The following is an 18,619-nucleotide window of genomic DNA, read 5'->3' on the forward strand; positions in this document are numbered from 1 at the left end:
CTTGTCTCAAGGGCGGAGGTCACGCCCGTGGGTCAGCAGCAGTTCGGTGATCTTTTCGCAAAACGAGCGAATCACGTCCGGCTCCATGTCGGCGCGCAGGGTAATGCGAATGGCAGCCTTGCCTTGCGGCACCACGGGAAAAAATACCGCCGAGGTGAAATACCCCCGTTCGGCCAGTTCGACCGCCAGGCTGTTGGCCAGGGCCGCTTCACCGCAAGGCACCATACGGATCGCCATGGGGGTGCCGCGCTGTCCGGTCCGCACGAGGCTGTCGAAGAGGCGGATATTAGCCTGCAAACGCTCCTGCAAGGCATTGAATTCGCGGCTGCGGTGCAGGCGGATCGACGCCATGCCGGCACCAATGGCCGCCGCGTTCAGGCTCTGGGACCAATTGCTCGGCCCACCGTAGCGCTGCACCAGCGCCTTATGCCGTTCACAGCCAAACATGACCAGCCCGCCACTGGCGCCGAATGACTTGGCCAGGGAGGCAACGATCAGGGTGCGCTCGTCCACCGCCGGGATGCGCGAGCGCACCAGGCCGGCGCCGGATTCCCCGACGGCAGACAGGGCGTGGGAATCGTCCAGGTAAAGAAACAAGCCATAGCGCTGCTTGAGATACATCAGGCTGTCCAGGTCCGCCATCCCGCCCATGCTGTAGGCGCCGTCGGCCACATACGCCACATCGCGCTGACGTTTGCACACGTCTTCAAGGAAATCCATGTCGTTGTGCGGGCAGGTGATGACCTGGGTTTCATCGGCGCAGGCGGCCTTGCTGTGGTTCATCGAATAATGGGCATGTTTGTCGAACACCATGACGGGCACGCGATGGTGGGTGAATGCACCGCTGGCCAGCAACGGCAGGATCCCCGCGCTTGCCGCACTGCAGGACAGGGCACTGAGGCAACTGGCGCCGAACAGCTCCGACAATTGGCTTTCGTACTGGTCCAGGATCGCCAGCTTGCAGCGATTCCTTGAGTTGGCGACCCGCAGGGTCCCGGTTTCCCACAGGGCGGTCATGGCGCCGTCCAGCAACGCGGGGTGATAGTCCAGGCCCAGGTAGGACGTGGTACAGAAGTGATGAAAGGTCCGACCGTATTGGTCGACCAGCACATTGGGTGTCTTGACCTCGACATTCAGCCCTGAGATTTTTCCGGCCTCGGTGCCCTGCCAATCCTGGTCAGCGAGGGAAATGAGCTTGCGGTAGTTGGTGAAGTAATGAGGTGGTTGAGCAGTCTGGTCCATGGCGCGATTACATTCCTTGGTTAATGGTGCTGTCCGTGGGGTGTTGCGATAGTGGTGTGTTTCCAGACTTTACAGATTGTTGTGCAGGGCTTTGAATCGGCTGTTTCCGGCGTGTTTGAGTGTCACTGGAGAGTTCTACGTAAGACTTTGCCTAGGACCCTGGCCGGGGAATCCATCGACGCTGTCGGAGCTCGGGAACACCACGGATTTTCCCCAAGCCCGCTGGGTTATCACTCTTTTCTGAAGGTTGCTTGCTGATGCTCTCAGGCCTCAATCATCTGACCCTTGCCGTCACCGATCTGGATCGCAGTGTGGTTTTTTATGGCGAGCTCTTGCAGTTGCGTCTTGAGGCCAAGTGGAACAGCGGGGCGTATTTGTCGCTGCCGGGTTTCTGGTTATGCCTGTCTCTCGACCCGTTGCGCAGGCCTGAGCCGACCGCGGACTACACCCATTACGCATTCAGCATCAGCGCCGAGCATTTTCCCGTGCTGGTGGCGCGGCTGAACGCGGCCCAGGTGCCGTCGTGGCGAGACAACCGCAGCGAGGGTGATTCGTTCTACTTTCTCGACCCGGACGGGTACAAGCTGGAAGCCCATGTGGGCGACCTGGCGTCGCGGCTGAAGGCCTGTCGACAGGCACCGTATGCCGGCATGGTGTTTTTTACGGAGCCGTGATGGGCTGTGTCGAGCCGAGGGGCAGCGCCTGCCAAGCGTTTCATCCCCTTAAGTCTGATCGCCTGCGCTATCCTCATCGGTATTGGACGCCTGGGTCTCGCTCGTTGTACAGCGTCACGAACTGACCATCGCCCGCTTCGCTCACCGCTGCATTATCCGGATGACCTCCAGCCCCATGGACACTTCAAGTTCCGCGCCGCTGGCCAGCTACATCGACCTTCTGCTGGATGCCGTGTGTGCCGTCGACGGTCAAGGGCGTTTCGTGTTTGTCAGTGCCGCCTGCGAGCGCATTTTCGGCTACACCCCGCAGGAGCTGATCGGCCAGGCGATGATCGATCTGGTGCACCCTGCCGACCGCCAGCGGACCCTCGAGGCGGCGCGGGAGATCATGGAGGGCGAGCCCAAGCTCAATTTCGAGAATCGCTACCTGCGCAAGGATGGGCGGGTGGTACACATCCTGTGGTCGGCGCGCTGGTCGCCGGTGGACCAACTGCGCATCGCCGTGGCCCGGGACATCACAGAACGCAAGCAGGCCGAATCCCGGCAGGCGGCGTTGTATGCGATTTCCGAGGCGGCCCATGCCGCGGCTGACTTGCTGGCGTTGTTCAAGCGCATCCACCTGATTATCGGCGAGTGGCTGCCGGCGCTGAATTTCTCGGTGGCGCTGTATGACGAACAATGTTCGCAGCTGAATTTCCCCTATCACGTCGATGATCGGGAAGGGCAGCCAGAGTTGCCGGGCACGGTCACCGGGCGTTTGTGCGCCGAGGTGATTCGCAGCGGCCAGCCGATCCTGCTGACGCCCGGTGGCACTTCGCTGCCAGCGGGGTTCGACGACCTGATGGCGCAACCGGACGCGCCGTGTTGGCTGGGCGTGCCGCTGAATTCGCAGAGTGGCACGATTGGCGCGTTGATCGTCAAGAGCGCGCCGGACAACGAGCGCTACACCGAACAGGACAAGGAACTGCTGCAATACGTCTGCGCACAGATCACCATTGCCATCGAGCGCAAGCAGTTGCACGCCCGGTTGCAGCACATGGCTCAGTACGATCAGTTGACCCAGGTGCCCAACCGCGAATTGCTCCGTGAACGTTTCAAGTGCGCACTGGCGACCGCCCGCGCCGCATCAGGGCGCATGGCTTTGCTGTATATCGACCTGGACCGTTTCAAACAGATCAACGACACCTATGGCCACGGAGTGGGCGACATGCTGTTACAGGCGGTGGCCAATCGTATCAAGGGCTGTATCCGCGACACCGACACCGTGGCGCGCATCGGCGGAGACGAGTTCGTGGTCCTGCTGCACAGCATTCAGGCCTTGGAGGATGCCCACAGCGTGCAGGAAAAAATCCACCACGCACTGGCCCAGCCGCTGCGTCTGGACGGGCACTGCCTGAGCATCGAGCCGAGCATCGGCGTGGCCTGTTTTCCCGACCATGGCACTGAAGATGTCGCGCTGTTCCGCCACGCCGACGAGGCGATGTACGCCGCCAAACGCCAAAATCACCAGATGTCTGGTATTTGATAGCGCGTCACCGTTCGTCGTGGCGCCAGTACCTTTCTCAAACCTTCAGCTCGTATCCCATTCGAATACAAGACAGGGCCTGCGTGCCCGGTACTCACGAATATGGAGGGCTGAACCATGCCTGGTTCAAGCAATGTTTATCCGACAAACATTGCTCACGATCGAACGAAGGTGTCCGAAACAGGTCGCAAAAGTGGGAGAACCACCATCACGATCGTCGATAAAAACCCGTGGAAAGCCGAAATTGGCCGAAAGCCGGGTCGGACGTCTCGCTGAATTTTCATGGCTGGTTCTGATTCAACGGTGGATAACCCACCAGAACTTTATATCAGAGGAGGGCGCGACCATGAGCCGTATGGCCAGCTTTTTTCGCACCACCAGTCTCGTCGTGCTGATGGGCCTGGGTGCCAACAGTGCCTGGGCCCAATCGCCTGCCGAATTCATCAACGATGCTTCCGCCAAGGGCATGGCCGACATCGAGACAAGTCGCATGGCCCACGGAAAAGCCGAAACCAGGGAGGTCAAGGACTACACCATTATGGTGATCAACGACCGCACCACTGCCAATCAACATCTGGCGAAGATCGCCAAAAAGCTCGACTTGCCTGTCGCGCCTCGTGAGGAAGTGGCCGACAAGGCCAAGGCCTTGATGCCACAGGTCAAGGAAGGCGAGTCGTTCGAAGCCGCGTATGCCGCCACCCAGGTCAAGGCTACCGAGGAGGCCATCGCGCAAATCCAGCAGCAGGCCCAGACCACCGAAGTGCCAGAGATCAAGGCCTTCGCTGACGAAACCCTGCCCAAGTTGCAGACCCATCTCGAAATGGCCAGGGCACTGCAGGCCAGCCGTTGATCTGCCGCATCTGTTTTTACATTCAGGACCGGGGCGTCAGCGTCCCGGCTGATTTTGCCCGCCGAAAAGGAGAAACTCGATGTCCACACGCCGAGAACCCAACCAATACGCGATGCAGAACCCACTGACCCAGTATCCGCGTCCACCCTTTCCTGACCAGCCGCAGTCGCCGCCGGGTATTGACCAGGACATGGTGCCCAAGCCCGATCATGGTGAAAAAAGTTACCAGGGCTTCGGACGCCTGGAAGGACGCAAGGCCCTGGTCACCGGTGGTGACTCAGGCATCGGTCGTGCCGCCGCCATCGCTTATGCCCGCGAGGGCGCGGATGTCGCGATCAACTACTTGCCCAGCGAAGAGCGGGATGCGCGTCAGGTCATCGAACTGATCGAAGCCGAAGGCCGCAAGGCGATTGCGATTCCCGGCGACCTCAAGGACGAAACCTTTTGTGTGCAATTGGTAAAGAGTGCCCACGAGCAATTGGGCGGCCTGGATATTGTGGTGAACGTTGCCGGTAAGCAGGAAGCGCAAAAAGACATTGCCGACATCACCACTGCGCAATTCGACGACACCATGAAAACCAACATCTATGCGATGTTCTGGATCTGCAAGGCAGCGGTGCCGCTGATGCCGGCGGGGGCGACCATCATCAATACCGCATCGATCCAATCCTACGACCCGTCCGCGACGCTGTTGGACTACGCCACCACCAAAGCGGCCATCGTCGCGTTCACCAAGGCGCTGGCCGGGCAGGTCATCAGCAAAGGTATCCGGGTCAATGCCGTGGCACCGGGGCCGATCTGGACCGTGCTGCAACCCAGTGGCGGCCAACCGCAGGAGAAAATTCCCACCTTTGGCGCCCAGGTGCCGATGAAACGTCCAGGCCAACCGGCCGAATGTGCGCCGCTCTATGTATTGCTGGCATCTCAGGAGTCGAGCTACATCACTGGGGAAGTGTTTGGCGTGACGGGCGGTAATCCGCTGCCCTGATATTTTACCGAAGCGCGCGAGTGGCATGTCACCCACTCGCGCATCTCTCAGCACTGGTTCAGGTCGATCTTGCTTTTCGCTTCCAGGCCTTCAAGGCTTTTGACCTCGTCGTTGCCCATGGCTTGGTAGTGCTTCCTCAACGCCTCCAGTTGCTTGAGGTCCAGGGATTCGAGTCCGAGCATCGCGTTTTGTGCCTCCTTGGTCGCTCGCAACAACTCATCGATCTTCAGGTGCAGAATGTCTGTATCGCGGTTTTGCGTGTTCTGGATCAGGAACACCATGAGGAAGGTGATGATGGTGGTCGAGGTGTTGATGATCAATTGCCAGGTGTCGTTGAAACCGAAGAAAGGTCCGCTGGCTGCCCACAGTGCCAACAACACGATGGCCCCCAGGAATGTCTTGGGGCTCCCCGCCCAGAGGGCCAGTTTTTGAGCGATTTTTGCGAACGTCATTGCCGTGTTTCCTTATTAGATGCACCTGTCTGGTGTGACAGCAACGAAGCGATGAAAATTCTACTTACATTTCAGTCGCCAACCTCCGTCGACGTTCATCGTCCGGCACGATGACAGGCGCAACCATTGCCGCTCTCGCAGGTCACTCCTGAAAGCCCTCGGCATCGGAGTACATCATGAATCTCGCCCGCACTTTTTGCCTCGCCTGCTGCTTGTTCGCCCTGCAAGGCTGTTTCGACAACTCGGATAACGAGACCAAGGACAACACCGATGGCACCAAGTCTTCGGTGCAGATGCAGGAGTCCGGGGCGGAGAAGAAATAGACGGCCCGCAGCCATCTGAGGAGTGATTGCAAAACCTCTGTGGGAGCGAGCTTGCTCGCGATCGCGCCAGATCAGCAGTATCCATGTTGGCTGACAGGACGGTATCGCGAGCAAGCTCGCTCCCACATACGTTCACCGCCATTAGGACGTCAGCAGCACGCCCTAGGTACCGGACCTCTTGTGTAAAGAGATATTGTCGTGCTATCACTCACGCAAGGACGCTCAGTGCCCAGTTAACTTCCCCCAATGGGAAGAAGGGCCTTGATGGAGCTCAGCATGGATCGGCTGCGCCAGCACGCAATTGATCGTAAAAAAATCAAACCTATCCCGTTTTTTTAAATCGGGCGGTTATGTCGTACCTGAAATTCAATAAATGACACCTTACTCACCTATTTTTCTGGACGAAATGTCGGCTCAAGCTTCACTTGCCACAGCCGAAAAACATCGCAGAGATTTCTTGCCTCAGTTTTGTAAACAAACACTGATTTTACGAAACCTCCTCTACCATCCTTAAGCAGGGAAGAAAAATGGCCGTTATCAATGGAACAGCTGGCGCAGATGCACTAATTGGCACCGCAGGGGATGATGAGATCAACGCCCTGGGCGGGAACGATGTAATCAAGGGCACCGCTGGCGCAGACAAAATTGATGGCGGTGCTGGTATAGATACTGTTGATTATTCGGCATCGACTGAAGGTGTCAGTATAGATTTGCGCCAGGGAACTGGACTTGTTGGACGGGGTGGCGATGCAGAGGGGGATACGCTCATTGGTATCGAAACCGTCATAGGCTCTGCCTTCAACGACGTGCTCTCCTCTGGCCCGTACACCGTAATCCCAACGGTACGGCTGGAAGGGGGGGCTGGCGACGACATCTACAACATCAATCTGGGGCTGACCCCCTACATCATCGAACAGGCCGGTGGCGGCAACGATGAAGTCCGCGTGTCGGTGATCAATGCCAACGGCACGGTCCTGGCGGCAAACGTCGAGCGCCTGACCTACGTCGGCACTGGCGCATTCACCGGTTATGGCAACGACAGCGACAACATCATTACTGGCGGTTCGGGTAACGACACACTGTACGGTGGCGCGGGAGCGGATCAGTTCATCGGCGGTGCCGGGTATGACATAGCGGGTTATACCGACAGCAAAGAAGCTGTGACCATCAATCTCAAGACGGGTGTGCATACCGGGATCGCGGCAGGTGATACCTACACCGGTATCGAGGCGATCAGAGGATCGAATTTCAACGACACGTTCGTTGGCGATGGTAGCGGTATGGATTTCGACGGCGGTGCCGGAATCGACACGGTTGACTACTCGGGCTCGACTGCGGGGGTAAACGTCGATATCCGTACCGGGACGGGAACCGCGGGAACGGGCGGAGATGCCGAAGGCACCATTTTAGCGAATGTCGAAACCGTCATAGGCTCTGCCTTCAACGACGTACTCTCCGCTGGCCCGTACACCGTGGCCCCAACGGTACGGCTGGAAGGGGGGGCTGGCGACGATATCTACAACATCAATCTAGGGCTGACCCCCTACATCATCGAACAGGCCGGTGGTGGCAACGATGAAGTCCGCGTGTCGGTGATCAATGCCAACGGCACGGTCCTGGCGGCAAACGTCGAGCGCCTGACCTACGTTGGCACTGGCGCATTCACCGGTTATGGCAACGACAGCGACAACATCATTACCGGCGGTTCGGGTAACGACACACTGCACGGCGGAGGGGGAGCGGATCAGTTCATCGGCGGAGTTGGCTACGACGTAGCGGGGTATATCGATAGCAAAGAAGCTGTGACCATCAACCTCAGGACGGGCGTGCATACCGGGATTGCGACAGGTGATACCTACACCGGTATCGAGGCGATCAGAGGATCGAATTTCAACGACAGGTTCGTTGGCGATGGTAGCGGTATGGATTTCGACGGCGGTGCCGGGATCGACACGGTTGACTACTCGGGCTCGACTGCGGGGGTAAACGTCGATATCCGTACCGGGACGGGAACCGCAGGAACGGGTGGAGATGCCGAAGGCACCATTTTAGCGAATGTCGAAACCGTCATAGGCTCCGCCTTCAACGACGTACTCTCCGCTGGCCCGTACACCGTGGCCCCAACGGTACGGCTGGAAGGGGGGGCTGGCGACGATGTCTACAACATCAATCTAGGGCTGACCCCCTACATCATCGAACAGGCCGGTGGTGGCAACGATGAAGTCCGCGTGTCGGTGATCAATGCCAACGGCACGGTCCTGGCGGCAAACGTCGAGCGCCTGACCTACGTTGGCACTGGCGCATTCATCGGTTATGGCAACGACAGCGACAACATCATTACCGGCGGTTCGGGTAACGACACACTGCACGGCGGAGGGGGAGCGGATCAGTTCATCGGCGGAGTTGGCTACGACGTAGCGGGGTATATCGATAGCAAAGAAGCTGTGACCATCAACCTCAAGACGGGCGTGCATACCGGGATTGCGACAGGTGATACCTACACCGGTATCGAGGCGATCAGAGGATCGAATTTCAACGACAGGTTCGTTGGCGATGGTAGCGGTATGGATTTCGACGGCGGTGCCGGAATCGACACGGTTGACTACTCGGGCTCGACTGCGGGGGTAAACGTCGATATCCGTACCGGGACGGGAACCGCAGGAACGGGCGGAGATGCCGAAGGCACCATTTTAGCGAATGTCGAAACCGTCATAGGCTCCGCCTTCAACGACGTACTCTCCGCTGGCCCGTACACCGTAGCCCCAACGGTACGGCTGGAAGGGGGGGCTGGCGACGACATCTACAACATCAATCTGGGGCTGACCCCCTACATCATCGAACAGGCCGGTGGCGGCAACGATGAAGTCCGCGTGTCGGTGATCAATGCCAACGGCACGATCCTGGCGGCAAACGTCGAGCGCCTGACCTACGTTGGCACTGGCGCATTCATCGGTTACGGCAACGACAGCGACAACATCATCACCGGCGGTTCGGGCAGCGACACACTGTACGGTGGCGCGGGCGCGGATCAGCTCATCGGCGGTTCGGGTAACGACACATTGTACGGAGGCGCGGGAGCGGATCAGTTTATCGGCGGTGTTGGCTATGACATAGCGAGCTATCTCGACAGCCAAGAAGCCATGACCTTCAACCTCAAGACGGGTGTGTATTCCGGGACCGCGGCAGGTGATACCTATACCGGTATCGAGGTGATCAGGGGATCGAATTTCAACGACGTTTTCTATGGCGGTAGTTCCTCCATGATGGAAGATGGCGCGGGTGGCGTGGATCTAGTCACTTATGAACAGTCTGACAGCGGGGTGACGATCGACCTGACCAACGGCACTGACATAGGGGAGGCTGCTGGCCACACCTACGCCAACATTGAGTTTTTTCAAGGCAGCAATTTTAACGACACGCTATCAGGCTCTGGTCTGAAGGAGATCTTCATTGGTGGAGCCGGGGCAGATGTCATCGATGGTCGCGCAGGTTTCGACAGTGCTTTTTACATTACAAGCACAACAGGCGTCTCGATCAACTTGCAGACTCAAATCAATCAAGGTGGCGATGCCGAAGGTGATGTATTGCTCAACATCGAACACGTGTTGGGTAGTCATTTCAACGATGTCTTGGTTGGAGACGCGGGTGTCAATTACCTGGAGGGGGGATTGGGCAACGACGTCATCGACGGCGGGGATGGCAATGATTTCCTCTATGGTGGGCTGACTTCGTGGATAGAACCTTTCAAAGTCGATAGCTCGGCGAATGGGCCGCAGGCAGACATCTTGTACGGCGGCGGCGGCAACGACACCATCGTCACGGCTGCCAGCGACGAGGGTACTCAGGCCTACGGCGAGGCCGGAAGTGACACGATCACTGTGATACATGGCATGGCTGATGGGGGGGAAGGCAACGACCTGCTGACCGGTAGAGGCGTGGGCTTTTCACTGTCAGGAGGTCAGGGGGATGACAGACTGATATTGCAGACTGGCGGTTTTGCTAACGGTGGTGAGGGTGACGATATCTACACCATCGATACTCCAAAGTTAGTGACGATTCAGGACGACGGCATCAGCAGCGGCGACAAATTGATTTTGTCCTATATTGGTAGCGATGAACTGTTGGCTGATCGCATCGGTGATGACCTCTATCTGCACCGATCAAGTTTCACTCCGGGACAGACACCGCAAGAAGGTGTGCGCCTCCAGGATTGGTTTGCAGGTTACGACACCATCGAACAGATCCAGACAGCGGATATGCAGCTCGTCAGTCTGGTGGGCATTAAGGAACATGCCAATGATCTGTTTTCCTAAACAGCTGAGCCGGCGTTTCTTGCCGCTTCATACTGGTCACGGTAGGGAAATGCATTCAATGGCAATCACGCTTTCATAAACATTCTTGAATGTGTCGCTTTTGCCCGGTATTGCTTGAGCCGGGCAAAAGTTTTCAACCCTGCACTCGCCGAATAATGCCACGTGGTGAGGGAGCTTGCTCCCGCTGGGCTGCGTAGCAGCCCCCGGTTCGCTCCAGGTGTCCGTCCGACCAGCTTATCCACAAGCACTAGGCCTGCTGCACAAACGTCAGCCGCACCGCAAACCCAATCAAAAGACTCCCAAACAACCATTGCTGAACACGCTGGGCCGAAGGGGAGCGTTGAAGCCAGCGCCCAAGCGCGACACCTACCAGTGCATAGGCGCTATCAAACGCCAAGCCCACGCTGACCAACACCACACCCAGGGTCGCAAACTGTCCCAACACCGGTCCGCCCTGTGGATCGATGAATTGCGGCAACAGCACCGAGCAAAACAGCAGCGCCTTAGGGTTAAGCAAATTGGTTAGCAGCCCCCGCCGAATCGCCTGATACCAACGCCGCTTTCCGGCCTCGATACCGGCTCCTTCAAAACTCGGCAACAACGTGGTCCTTAGGCATTGAAAACCGATCCATAACAAATAGGCAGCCCCGGCTAGGCGTACCGCGTCGAAGGTCCAGGGCGCAGTCTTGAACAATGCCGAAAGCCCCAATGCGGCCAGCGCGACATGACATCCCCGGGCAACGCCCAAGCCCACCGCCGTCGCCAGCGCCGCGCCCTTGCCCTGACGGGCACCGGTTTGCAGCAACAGAATCATGTCCGGCCCAGGCAGCACATACGCCACCATCAAGGCCATCAGGAACAACCAGAGCTCTGCCATGCCACACCTCCCTTCATCGACGATTCGGTCGTGCCAGTCTAGGGCCGAGGGGCAGGGCAGGTGGTTGCGAAGTCAGCTTCTAAGGCTTATGAAATTGGCATAATCTGCCAGGTATTAGCCCCATTGAATCGGAAAATGCCAATCCATGAAACTCGACGCCTTCGACCGCAAAATCCTCGCCGCGCTGCAACGCGACGGTCGCCTGAGCAACGTGCAACTGGCCGAAGAAATCGGCCTGTCCGCCTCCCCGTGCCTGCGCCGCGTGCGGATGCTCGAAGAAGCCGGAGTGATTCGCGGCTATCAAGCCGTCCTCGACCGCGACGAAGTGGGCCTCGGGCTGACGATTTTTGTCGGGGTCAAGGTGGAACGGCACAACGACGAACGAGCCGAAGCATTTCGCCAGGCGGTCACGGCATTGCCGGAAGTGATTTCGGCGTTCCTGGTGTCAGGCGAGTCGGATTTTTTGTTGCAAGTCGTGGTGCCGGACTTGCGCGCCTATGACCGGTTCGTCACCGGGCATTTGTTGAAGCTGCCGGGCATAAGTGACATCCGGAGCAATTTTGCGATTCATACGGTGAAGACGCCGGGGGCGTTGCCGTTGGGGCATTTGCCTGGCGGCTGAGCAATGAACGACACAAGTAGGCAGCCAACATACAAAAAGCCCCGCTGCGAAAAACGCCGGGGCTCTTTGGTTTGTCGTTAGGTGGGAGTCTGCGGCTCCCATTCTCAAACGTACGGTCTATCTATTGTTTCTCGGCTTTTTTTCTAACTTCAACTTCCGATCTAGGCGTAATGACTTTCACAACGTCATCAATTACTGCCTTGCTCATCTCCAACAAAAAATGCGCAGCCCAGGCGTAGCGGTCGGTGCTCTTCTCAAACGCCGCGTCTTCGGCAAGCCGGTGAGCCAGATGCAAAAGATCCGATGCTCGTTCCAATGCTTCTTGGCTGGGAACGCCGCCGTTGACTCGGAACAGTGCTCGATCAGCGGAATAGTTGAAGGGGGTGTAGCCGATGGTTTTGAGCTCAGTGTTTTCGTTCATGGTCTGCCTCCGTTGATCGAGAAGCAGTAAATTCGAGGCCTGAGATTTGGCTGGTTTAAAAATGATCTGTTTTGCTGCGAGGTACGCATTGTCTAGCTCCCGTGAAGCGCGGTTGCATGACTCACGGGTTCCCAAGCCCGATCGCTGATTTGCAGCGACGTCTGGAGAGTAGCCATCGAAGGACAAGGGCGGCAAGGCGAAAACTCGCCAAAAAGTAAGGTAAGCGCACCCCCTACGCAGTTTTCGGATTCTGCCTACAAATTTCCCGGGGCGTACGCAACTCTCTGAGTTTGCCTACAAATTCAGGAGGAACCGCCCGCTATCTACAACTGCGCAGATAGGAAATAGTGCTCCCTACGGACTATTCGATTGGCATTGCGATTGACGTCCGACAGATTTTGCCGGTTGCGCAGAAAGCGACGCTTAGGGCGATGGCTTAAACCCTGGAAGGATGATCAATGCTTCAGAACGACCGCGATAATTTAGAGCTCGATAAACTACTGGTCGAAACCCGAAAGTTATTGGCTGAGACTCGCAAGCTTACGGCTGAAGAAACGAAGCTGAAGCACGAAGCTTTCTGGTATCCATACGCAGTAGGAGCTGGAGTAGTGACCGCCATTGTCGCCTTTACGAGTGTTTGGATTAAGATCTGAATACTGGTTCGCGACAATGCGTCAAGAGTCACACGGTTCAGGATTGCTGGAAATGTTTCACAGACCCAGCAGAGCCTCGCGATCTCGGAGGAGAAAAAAGACATGTCCACACATCGAAGTCATCAAGCAAGCATTGAGCAATTGCATCGAGAGGTAGAGGCTTTGGCAGAAGAAATGAGGCGCCCGGCCCCGACCACATTTCGCGTTACGTGGTTGCCGTTCAGCATCGGTGCAGCGTTCGCTCTGACCGTATTTGTCGTCGTCGCTTTTGTCGCTAAGCATGTTTGATGCTCTATAGCTGAAGTACCTTTTTTCGGCGGTGCCTAGCGGTAGCCGGTTCAAGGCGTATTCGGCTTGCAAGAGGGGGCTTCCTCGATGACATCGAGGGTGTGGAAATGGAGACGTATTTATTTTGGACGTAGACGGGGAGCCCTCTATCTACGCTCGGAAATCACCTCACACTTCCCCGAATATCAGCCATAAAAAAACCGGCCACCATGGGCCGGTTTTTTAATCCCCCCGTCAAAAAACATACGAAAGGGGACCAGAATTCGATTGGAGCGGGTGAAGGGAATCGAACCCTCGTTATCAGCTTGGGAAGCTGGAGTAATGCCATTATACGACACCCGCTCAGAGCGGCTGACTTTGTACCAGATGTGGCCACGGATTTGAAGTTTTTCTTTACGTACGGCGAGGTCACTCGTCTATGCAAGGCTCAAACCAGAGCGGTCGTTCGCGGGCAAGCCCCATTTGCCAAAAAGCGCAGGGTGGGGCTTGCTCGCGAGGACTCGGTTTCAGATAGCCAGTGCATGGTAGCCCTGCACGTAGTTGTAGCGTGGTCGACTTTCGTGGTGGGTTGGTTTCAGGAAGTCCAGTAAAGCGTTGCGGCTGTCGCGGCAGGCGGCTTTGTGTTCCATGTCCAGGAAGTGCCCGGTGGCTTGCAATGTGCTGAAGCTGCTGTGCTGCACATGCTCGGCAAAAAGCTTGGCGTCAGCGGCTGCGGTGTACTCGTCCCATTCGCCGTTCAGGAACAGCACCGGCACGTTGATTTTTTTCGCCGCGTTCACGTAGCACAGCCGGTCGCTGTGGAGCACATCGCTGATATGAAAATGCATCTGCCCGTACTCATGTTCGGCCAGGCTGCTGACGTGGCGATAGTTGAAGCGCTTGAACAGCGGCGGCAGATGCTTGCCGATGGTGCTGTTGACCAAGTGCCCGACCCGGTCGCCGTCCAGGCTGCCCAGGTAATCCACGCCGCGTTCCAGGTAGTCGCGCATCGGCGCATTGAGCACCGGTGAGAACGAGCTGATCACCGCTTTTTCGATGCGCCTTGGCCGATGGGCGAGGGCGCTCAGTGTGGCGGCACCGCCCCAGGAAAACGACAGCACGTGCTCGGCGGCGAAGTGGTCGATCAGCTCCAGGAGGATCTGCCCTTCGATCTCCTTCGTCAGCATTTTCTCGTGACGATTGTGAGCTTTGGACTTGCCCGCGTAGGGCTGGTCGTACAGCACGACATTGAATTGCGGGTAGAGGTTTTTGGTGGTCTGTGCAAACGACGCAGTGGTGGCCATCGAGCCGTTGACCAGAATGATGGTCTTTTGTGCGGCGTCTGCGCGATAGAACTCCGTGTAAACCCGATACTGACCCTGTATATCCAGCACAGCGATTTCTGGCCTCATGTCATAAGACTCCTGGCAAGCGGGTATGCGCGCAATGAGATTGCACGGGCAATGTGACAGGTAGGCATACGCCTGGAAGATAAGGCCCATGTCGATCCAAGGAAGACGGTCGACGGGTGTTGTTATGGCGGGCAGTTTGCCGGGCGGACAAGGCGGAACCTGAGGGTTCCCGCCGGCAAAAAGTTTCTTGGAAGTATGTGGTGACTCATCGGTCACATTTCGGCCGACGGTTTGATTCAAGCAGGGGGGCGACCGTTGCGCAAGTACCTGTCGGAAAATTGTTCGACACTTCTGCCCGACGGTCATCGACTCAGATCAGGCTGACTTCCTCAGGCGTCAAGGCGCGGTACTGACCGGGCTCGAGGCTGGCGTCCAGCAGCAGTGGCCCCATGCATTCTCGGTGCAGGCGCAGCACCTTGTTGTCGAAGTGGCCGAACATGCGCTTGACCTGGTGATAGCGCCCTTCAACGATGCTCAGTCGCGCTGATTTCGGCCCCAGCAACGTCAGCTCGGCTGGCTGGGTGGTGAGGTCTTCGAAGGCGAAATACAGGCCTCGGGCGAAGATGTCGGCGTATTCGGCCGTGATGGTTTGCTCGGTTTCGATGTAGTAGACCTTGGGCAGCTTGGTCTGCGGTTGGGTCAGGCGCCGCGACCAGCTGCCGTCATTGGTGATCAGCATCAGCCCGGTGGTGTTGAAATCCAGGCGCCCGGCGATGTGCAGGTCGTCCTTGTCCGGTTCGTCCAGCCAGTCGAGGACGGTGGGGTGTTGCGGATCGCGAGTGGCACTGACGCAGCCGGGCGGCTTGTGCAGCATGAAGTAGCGCGCCGGTCGGCCGGCTTGCAGCACTTCGTCGTCGACTTCGACGCGACTGAATTCACGTACCGGTGCATGGGGATCGTTGACGGTCTGGCCGTCGATTCGCACCCGGCGTTCCACCAGCAACAGGCGCACCTGTTGGCGATTGAATCGCGGCAGATTGCTGAGAAAACGGTCGACGCGCATGGGCAGTTCAGGCAGGGCAGCGGAGGGTGGGCATCTTACGCGATCGGCTGGGGCTTGGCGCGCAACTGGGCTTGGACCTGGGCGCAGCGTGGGCACAGGCAGGACTGATCACGCAGTTCGGCCGGCAATGCTTCAAGCACCGCCGGGTCGATGCTCACGCCATAACACCAGCAGGCCCGGTCGGCGGTTCGTGGATCGGCCAGGGTGCAGTCGTTGGTGCCGCCGCAGGCCGGGCAAAGATTGGGTTTATTCATAACTGGAGTGAGGCATGTCCACGCAGGTTCGGTTGCGCCCGGTCTGCCGAGCGCGTTGCAACGCATGATCGGTCCGCGACAGCAAGCTGTGCAAGGTGTCTTTGTCCTGCAAGGTGGTGAGGCCGAGGCTGACGGTGACCAGCAATTGTTTACCACTGCAGAAATAGCGTTGCTTTTCGATGTGCTGACGAATTTTCTCGGCGATTTTCAGACCGGTCTGTCCGTCGGTGTCCTTGAGCAGGACGACAAAGGCTTCGGCGCTCCAGCGACAGACGATGTCCGAATGCCGCAGGCTCTCAGTCAGGCTGCGGGCGAACCCGGTCAACAGTTGATCGGTGGCGATATGACCGTGAGCGGTGTCCAGCCGCTTGAAGTCGTCCAATTCCACCAGCAGCGCCGTCAAGGGCCTGGGCTCGCGCTGGGCTTCGTGCAGGGCTTGCACGGCCAGCAGGTCGAAACCACGGCGGTTCGGCAGCTCGGTCAGGCTGTCGAGGGTGGCCTGGGCGTCGATGCGTTGCTGGTAGTTGTTGATCAGCCGATAAAAAATGGCCAGGACCGCCAGCGTCACGAGCAGGCCGACCAGCAGGTTCACGTACAGCGTCTTGAGAATGTGATCGCGTATCGAGGTATGGGCTGCGTAATAGCCCAACAATGAAATGATCAGGAAGCTTGTACCAAGCAACGCCACCACGACCAGCAGCGGCTTGCGCTGGGAATACAACGGCGAACGAAGCGACATGGCGATTCCCTTGGCTAGGACCCAATGGAGTCAGTTTAGTGGCCTTGTGGGAAAAGACAGTCGAATTTGCAGGTTTGCAAGATTGTGGCGAGGGGATTTATCCCCGCTGGGCTGCGCAGCAGCCCCAATACCTGACAGCGCGGTGTATCAGACAGAGTGCATTGGGGCCGCTTCGCGGCCCAGCGGGGATAAATCCCCTCGCCACAGGGCAGTGTTTACTCAAGGGTCGTTAGATAAGCCCGCCATCCCCCCAGATGGCTGATGTCCTGAGCGCCCACCAGGCCATACGACTCACAGATGAATCCGCTTTCCCAGCGCCCATCGGCCAGTTGCACCTTGCCCAGCCCCAACGGTGCAGGAATGCCGGTCAGGAACGAACCCAGTTCGCTGCTTGGCAGTTCCCAGACCTCGACCTCGATCGCCACACCACCTTCACTGACCCGAAGCATGCCGGGGCGCAGGGGTGGGCCGCCGGCCAAGGCATGGAGGCGGTAGTCCGGCGAGCTTTGGGTGGCCTCGATCAGCCGGGCACCGCGTTGCTTGAGCTGCCAGTTCAGCGCCAACCCGTCCAGGTGTGCGCCGCACACGACCAGCCGTGCCCGGTCGTGGCGCGCCGGGTGGGCGGGCACGGGCAAGGTCTTGTCCTGTTGACGCTGCAAGGCATCGGCCAGGCTCAAGAGGTATTGATCGGTGAACGCTCGACCGAACAGCGTTACACCCCAGGGCAAACCGTTGGCCATGAACGCGCTGGGCACGGCGACGGCGGCGTAGTCCAGCAGGTTCATGAAATTGGTGTAGTAACCCAGTTCCGAGTTGCGTAGCACCGGTTCGGCAGCCAGTTCGGCGAGGGTCACTGGCCGGCCGGTGGTCGGTGTGAGTACGCAATCAAGTGCGTCCATGGCCCGGTCGCATTGGGCTTTGAGTGCTTGCAGACGGTAGCGGGCGCGGAAGGTTTGTACGCCATCCACCGTAGGTGCTTTCGCCAATACGGCACGGATGACGGGTAGGACGGCGTCGGGCTCGCGCTCCATCAATGGGCCGGCAACGCTGTAGCGTTCGACCACCCACGGGCCTTCATAAAGCAGTCGAGCGGCTTCCAGGAACGGCGACAGGTCCAGTTCCACGGCTTCGCCGCCCAGACATTCGAGTCGCTCGATGGCATCCAGAAACAGGTGCGGACCTTCAGGGCAGCCGAAAAACGCCAGGTCCTGCTGACGAGGTACGCCGAAGCGAAAGCGCCGCGGCGCGCCGAACGCGGCGCCATCGTTCCACTGTGGGTTGTGGCGGCTGTAGTCGTCACGAGGGTCTCGACGGGCCGTCAGCGCCAGCAGCTGGCTGGCTTCCTTTGCGGTCGCCGTGAAGGTCGTGACGCAGTCCAGCGTGCGACAGGCCGGGACCACGCCCGCCGTGGAGATCAACCCCAGGGTGGCTTTCAAGCCCACCAGGTTGTTCAGCGCAGCTGGCACCCGTCCGGAGCCGGCGGTATCAGTGCCCAAGGCAAAACTTGCCACGCCCAAGGCCACGGCCAGCGACGAGCCAGCGCTCGAACCACCGGCCGGATAGTCGGGCAACACGCTGTTGCGGCAGGCGCCGTAGGGCGAGCGAGTGCCATTGAGCCCGGTGGCGAATTGGTCGAGGTTGGTCTTGCCCAGGGGGATCGCGCCCAGTGCCAGCAACTGCTCGACGATGGTCGCCGAACGTGGCGGCACATAGGCAAACGCCGGGCAGGCTGCCGTGGTCGGAATGCCGGCCAGGTCGATGTTGTCCTTGATGGCAAAAGGTACGCCGTACAGCGGCAGGCTCTCCAGGTCGCGGCCTTCCAACGCGGCCAGGTAGGGCTCCAGTTCCTCGACCGTCAGCAGGTGGATGAACAGGTGATAGTCCGGGTTCAGCGCCGCGGCTTTTTCCCGCAGGTCCAACAGCAATTTGCGAGGCGTCAGTTCGCCGCTGCGGTAGGCATTGCGCAGGTCGTCCAAGCGAAGCGAAAGGTTCATGGGGTTAATC

16 protein-coding genes, 1 tRNA gene and 1 pseudogene are annotated in these 18,619 nt (G+C 58.6%); 8 read left to right on the top strand and 10 right to left on the bottom strand.

Annotation, left to right across the window (positions count from 1 at the left end; translation table 11 throughout):
* Positions 1–6: 6 nt before the first annotated feature.
* The gene (locus AB7M32_RS11330) at positions 7–1,242 is read right to left on the bottom strand and encodes an aminotransferase class I/II-fold pyridoxal phosphate-dependent enzyme (RefSeq protein ID WP_454249942.1); all 1,236 of its coding nucleotides are present in this window, start codon (positions 1,240–1,242) and stop codon (positions 7–9) included.
* Positions 1,243–1,499: 257 nt separating this feature from the next.
* Between AB7M32_RS11330 and fos the strand changes: the two genes are divergently transcribed.
* The 4 genes from fos (at position 1,500) to AB7M32_RS11350 (ending at position 5,279) form a co-directional block, all read left to right on the top strand.
* Positions 1,500–1,916 (top strand): fosfomycin resistance glutathione transferase, encoded by a 417-nt coding sequence (fos, locus tag AB7M32_RS11335; RefSeq protein ID WP_454249943.1) that lies wholly within the window; start codon positions 1,500–1,502, stop codon positions 1,914–1,916.
* Between the two features lie 175 nt (positions 1,917–2,091).
* Positions 2,092–3,441, top strand: a complete 1,350-nt coding sequence (locus AB7M32_RS11340) for a diguanylate cyclase domain-containing protein (protein ID WP_454249944.1) — start codon at positions 2,092–2,094, stop codon at positions 3,439–3,441.
* A 346-nt stretch (positions 3,442–3,787) separates the two neighbouring features.
* Entirely contained in the window at positions 3,788–4,291 is a 504-nt protein-coding gene (locus AB7M32_RS11345) for a DUF4142 domain-containing protein (RefSeq protein WP_454249945.1), read from the top strand.
* Between the two features lie 79 nt (positions 4,292–4,370).
* The gene (locus AB7M32_RS11350; RefSeq protein WP_025212332.1) at positions 4,371–5,279 is read left to right on the top strand and encodes an SDR family oxidoreductase; all 909 of its coding nucleotides are present in this window, start codon (positions 4,371–4,373) and stop codon (positions 5,277–5,279) included.
* 47 nt (positions 5,280–5,326) lie between these two features.
* Here the strand turns inward: AB7M32_RS11350 and AB7M32_RS11355 are convergent, their stop codons facing one another.
* Complete coding sequence (locus tag AB7M32_RS11355; protein WP_025212333.1) at positions 5,327–5,731, bottom strand: low affinity iron permease family protein; 405 nt, start codon at positions 5,729–5,731, stop codon at positions 5,327–5,329.
* 176 nt (positions 5,732–5,907) lie between these two features.
* On the opposite strand from AB7M32_RS11355, the gene AB7M32_RS11360 reads away from it, so the two are divergent.
* Positions 5,908–6,054, top strand: a complete 147-nt coding sequence (locus AB7M32_RS11360) for a hypothetical protein (protein ID WP_170866878.1) — start codon at positions 5,908–5,910, stop codon at positions 6,052–6,054.
* A gap of 527 nt (positions 6,055–6,581) precedes the next feature.
* Positions 6,582–10,367, top strand: coding sequence for a beta strand repeat-containing protein (locus tag AB7M32_RS11365; RefSeq protein WP_454249946.1), 3,786 nt, complete (start codon positions 6,582–6,584; stop codon positions 10,365–10,367).
* 247 nt (positions 10,368–10,614) lie between these two features.
* Here AB7M32_RS11365 and AB7M32_RS11370 read toward each other — a convergent pair whose 3' ends face one another.
* A complete protein-coding gene (locus AB7M32_RS11370; protein WP_454249947.1) occupies positions 10,615–11,244 on the bottom strand; it encodes a LysE family translocator in 630 nt (209 codons plus the stop codon).
* 145 nt (positions 11,245–11,389) lie between these two features.
* On the opposite strand from AB7M32_RS11370, the gene AB7M32_RS11375 reads away from it, so the two are divergent.
* The gene (locus tag AB7M32_RS11375) at positions 11,390–11,866 is read left to right on the top strand and encodes an Lrp/AsnC family transcriptional regulator (protein WP_072409974.1); all 477 of its coding nucleotides are present in this window, start codon (positions 11,390–11,392) and stop codon (positions 11,864–11,866) included.
* A 121-nt stretch (positions 11,867–11,987) separates the two neighbouring features.
* Here AB7M32_RS11375 and AB7M32_RS11380 read toward each other — a convergent pair whose 3' ends face one another.
* The gene (locus AB7M32_RS11380; RefSeq protein WP_454249948.1) at positions 11,988–12,287 is read right to left on the bottom strand and encodes a DUF3077 domain-containing protein; all 300 of its coding nucleotides are present in this window, start codon (positions 12,285–12,287) and stop codon (positions 11,988–11,990) included.
* A 458-nt stretch (positions 12,288–12,745) separates the two neighbouring features.
* On the opposite strand from AB7M32_RS11380, the gene AB7M32_RS11385 reads away from it, so the two are divergent.
* The gene (locus AB7M32_RS11385) at positions 12,746–12,940 is read left to right on the top strand and encodes a hypothetical protein (protein ID WP_454249949.1); all 195 of its coding nucleotides are present in this window, start codon (positions 12,746–12,748) and stop codon (positions 12,938–12,940) included.
* Between the two features lie 556 nt (positions 12,941–13,496).
* Here AB7M32_RS11385 and AB7M32_RS11390 read toward each other — a convergent pair.
* From AB7M32_RS11390 to atzF, 6 genes and pseudogenes are all read right to left on the bottom strand, one after another.
* Positions 13,497–13,570, bottom strand: a tRNA-Gly gene (locus tag AB7M32_RS11390).
* 164 nt (positions 13,571–13,734) lie between these two features.
* Positions 13,735–14,619, bottom strand: a complete 885-nt coding sequence (locus AB7M32_RS11395) for an alpha/beta fold hydrolase (RefSeq protein WP_454249950.1) — start codon at positions 14,617–14,619, stop codon at positions 13,735–13,737.
* A 310-nt stretch (positions 14,620–14,929) separates the two neighbouring features.
* Positions 14,930–15,622: a pseudouridine synthase gene (locus AB7M32_RS11400; protein WP_454249951.1), complete on the bottom strand. Its 693-nt coding sequence runs from the start codon at positions 15,620–15,622 to the stop codon at positions 14,930–14,932.
* Positions 15,623–15,657: 35 nt separating this feature from the next.
* Positions 15,658–15,876 carry a cysteine-rich CWC family protein gene (locus AB7M32_RS11405; protein WP_072409966.1) on the bottom strand — a complete coding sequence of 73 codons (219 nt, stop codon included), beginning with the start codon at positions 15,874–15,876 and terminating at the stop codon, positions 15,658–15,660.
* Positions 15,869–16,486: pseudogene (locus AB7M32_RS11410) on the bottom strand (GGDEF domain-containing protein); the annotation flags it as partial. The gene AB7M32_RS11405 and the pseudogene AB7M32_RS11410, both read right to left, overlap by 8 nt.
* A 344-nt stretch (positions 16,487–16,830) precedes the next feature.
* Positions 16,831–18,609, bottom strand: a complete 1,779-nt coding sequence (gene atzF, locus AB7M32_RS11415) for an allophanate hydrolase (protein WP_454249952.1) — start codon at positions 18,607–18,609, stop codon at positions 16,831–16,833.
* Positions 18,610–18,619 lie beyond the last annotated feature (10 nt).

This window comes from Pseudomonas sp. R151218B TE3479 (assembly GCF_053629195.1).

What these genes read in the sequence shown, in the direction of transcription:
- AB7M32_RS11330 (WP_454249942.1), bottom strand. Translation starts at nt 1,242, where the DNA reads ATGGACCAGACTGCTCAACCACCTCATTACTTCACCAACTACCGCAAG.
- fos (WP_454249943.1), top strand. Translation starts at nt 1,500, where the DNA reads ATGCTCTCAGGCCTCAATCATCTGACCCTTGCCGTCACCGATCTGGAT.
- AB7M32_RS11340 (WP_454249944.1), top strand. Translation starts at nt 2,092, where the DNA reads ATGGACACTTCAAGTTCCGCGCCGCTGGCCAGCTACATCGACCTTCTG.
- AB7M32_RS11345 (WP_454249945.1), top strand. Translation starts at nt 3,788, where the DNA reads ATGAGCCGTATGGCCAGCTTTTTTCGCACCACCAGTCTCGTCGTGCTG.
- AB7M32_RS11350 (WP_025212332.1), top strand. Translation starts at nt 4,371, where the DNA reads ATGTCCACACGCCGAGAACCCAACCAATACGCGATGCAGAACCCACTG.
- AB7M32_RS11355 (WP_025212333.1), bottom strand. Translation starts at nt 5,731, where the DNA reads ATGACGTTCGCAAAAATCGCTCAAAAACTGGCCCTCTGGGCGGGGAGC.
- AB7M32_RS11360 (WP_170866878.1), top strand. Translation starts at nt 5,908, where the DNA reads ATGAATCTCGCCCGCACTTTTTGCCTCGCCTGCTGCTTGTTCGCCCTG.
- AB7M32_RS11365 (WP_454249946.1), top strand. Translation starts at nt 6,582, where the DNA reads ATGGCCGTTATCAATGGAACAGCTGGCGCAGATGCACTAATTGGCACC.
- AB7M32_RS11370 (WP_454249947.1), bottom strand. Translation starts at nt 11,244, where the DNA reads ATGGCAGAGCTCTGGTTGTTCCTGATGGCCTTGATGGTGGCGTATGTG.
- AB7M32_RS11375 (WP_072409974.1), top strand. Translation starts at nt 11,390, where the DNA reads ATGAAACTCGACGCCTTCGACCGCAAAATCCTCGCCGCGCTGCAACGC.
- AB7M32_RS11380 (WP_454249948.1), bottom strand. Translation starts at nt 12,287, where the DNA reads ATGAACGAAAACACTGAGCTCAAAACCATCGGCTACACCCCCTTCAAC.
- AB7M32_RS11385 (WP_454249949.1), top strand. Translation starts at nt 12,746, where the DNA reads ATGCTTCAGAACGACCGCGATAATTTAGAGCTCGATAAACTACTGGTC.
- AB7M32_RS11395 (WP_454249950.1), bottom strand. Translation starts at nt 14,619, where the DNA reads ATGAGGCCAGAAATCGCTGTGCTGGATATACAGGGTCAGTATCGGGTT.
- AB7M32_RS11400 (WP_454249951.1), bottom strand. Translation starts at nt 15,622, where the DNA reads ATGCGCGTCGACCGTTTTCTCAGCAATCTGCCGCGATTCAATCGCCAA.
- AB7M32_RS11405 (WP_072409966.1), bottom strand. Translation starts at nt 15,876, where the DNA reads ATGAATAAACCCAATCTTTGCCCGGCCTGCGGCGGCACCAACGACTGC.
- atzF (WP_454249952.1), bottom strand. Translation starts at nt 18,609, where the DNA reads ATGAACCTTTCGCTTCGCTTGGACGACCTGCGCAATGCCTACCGCAGC.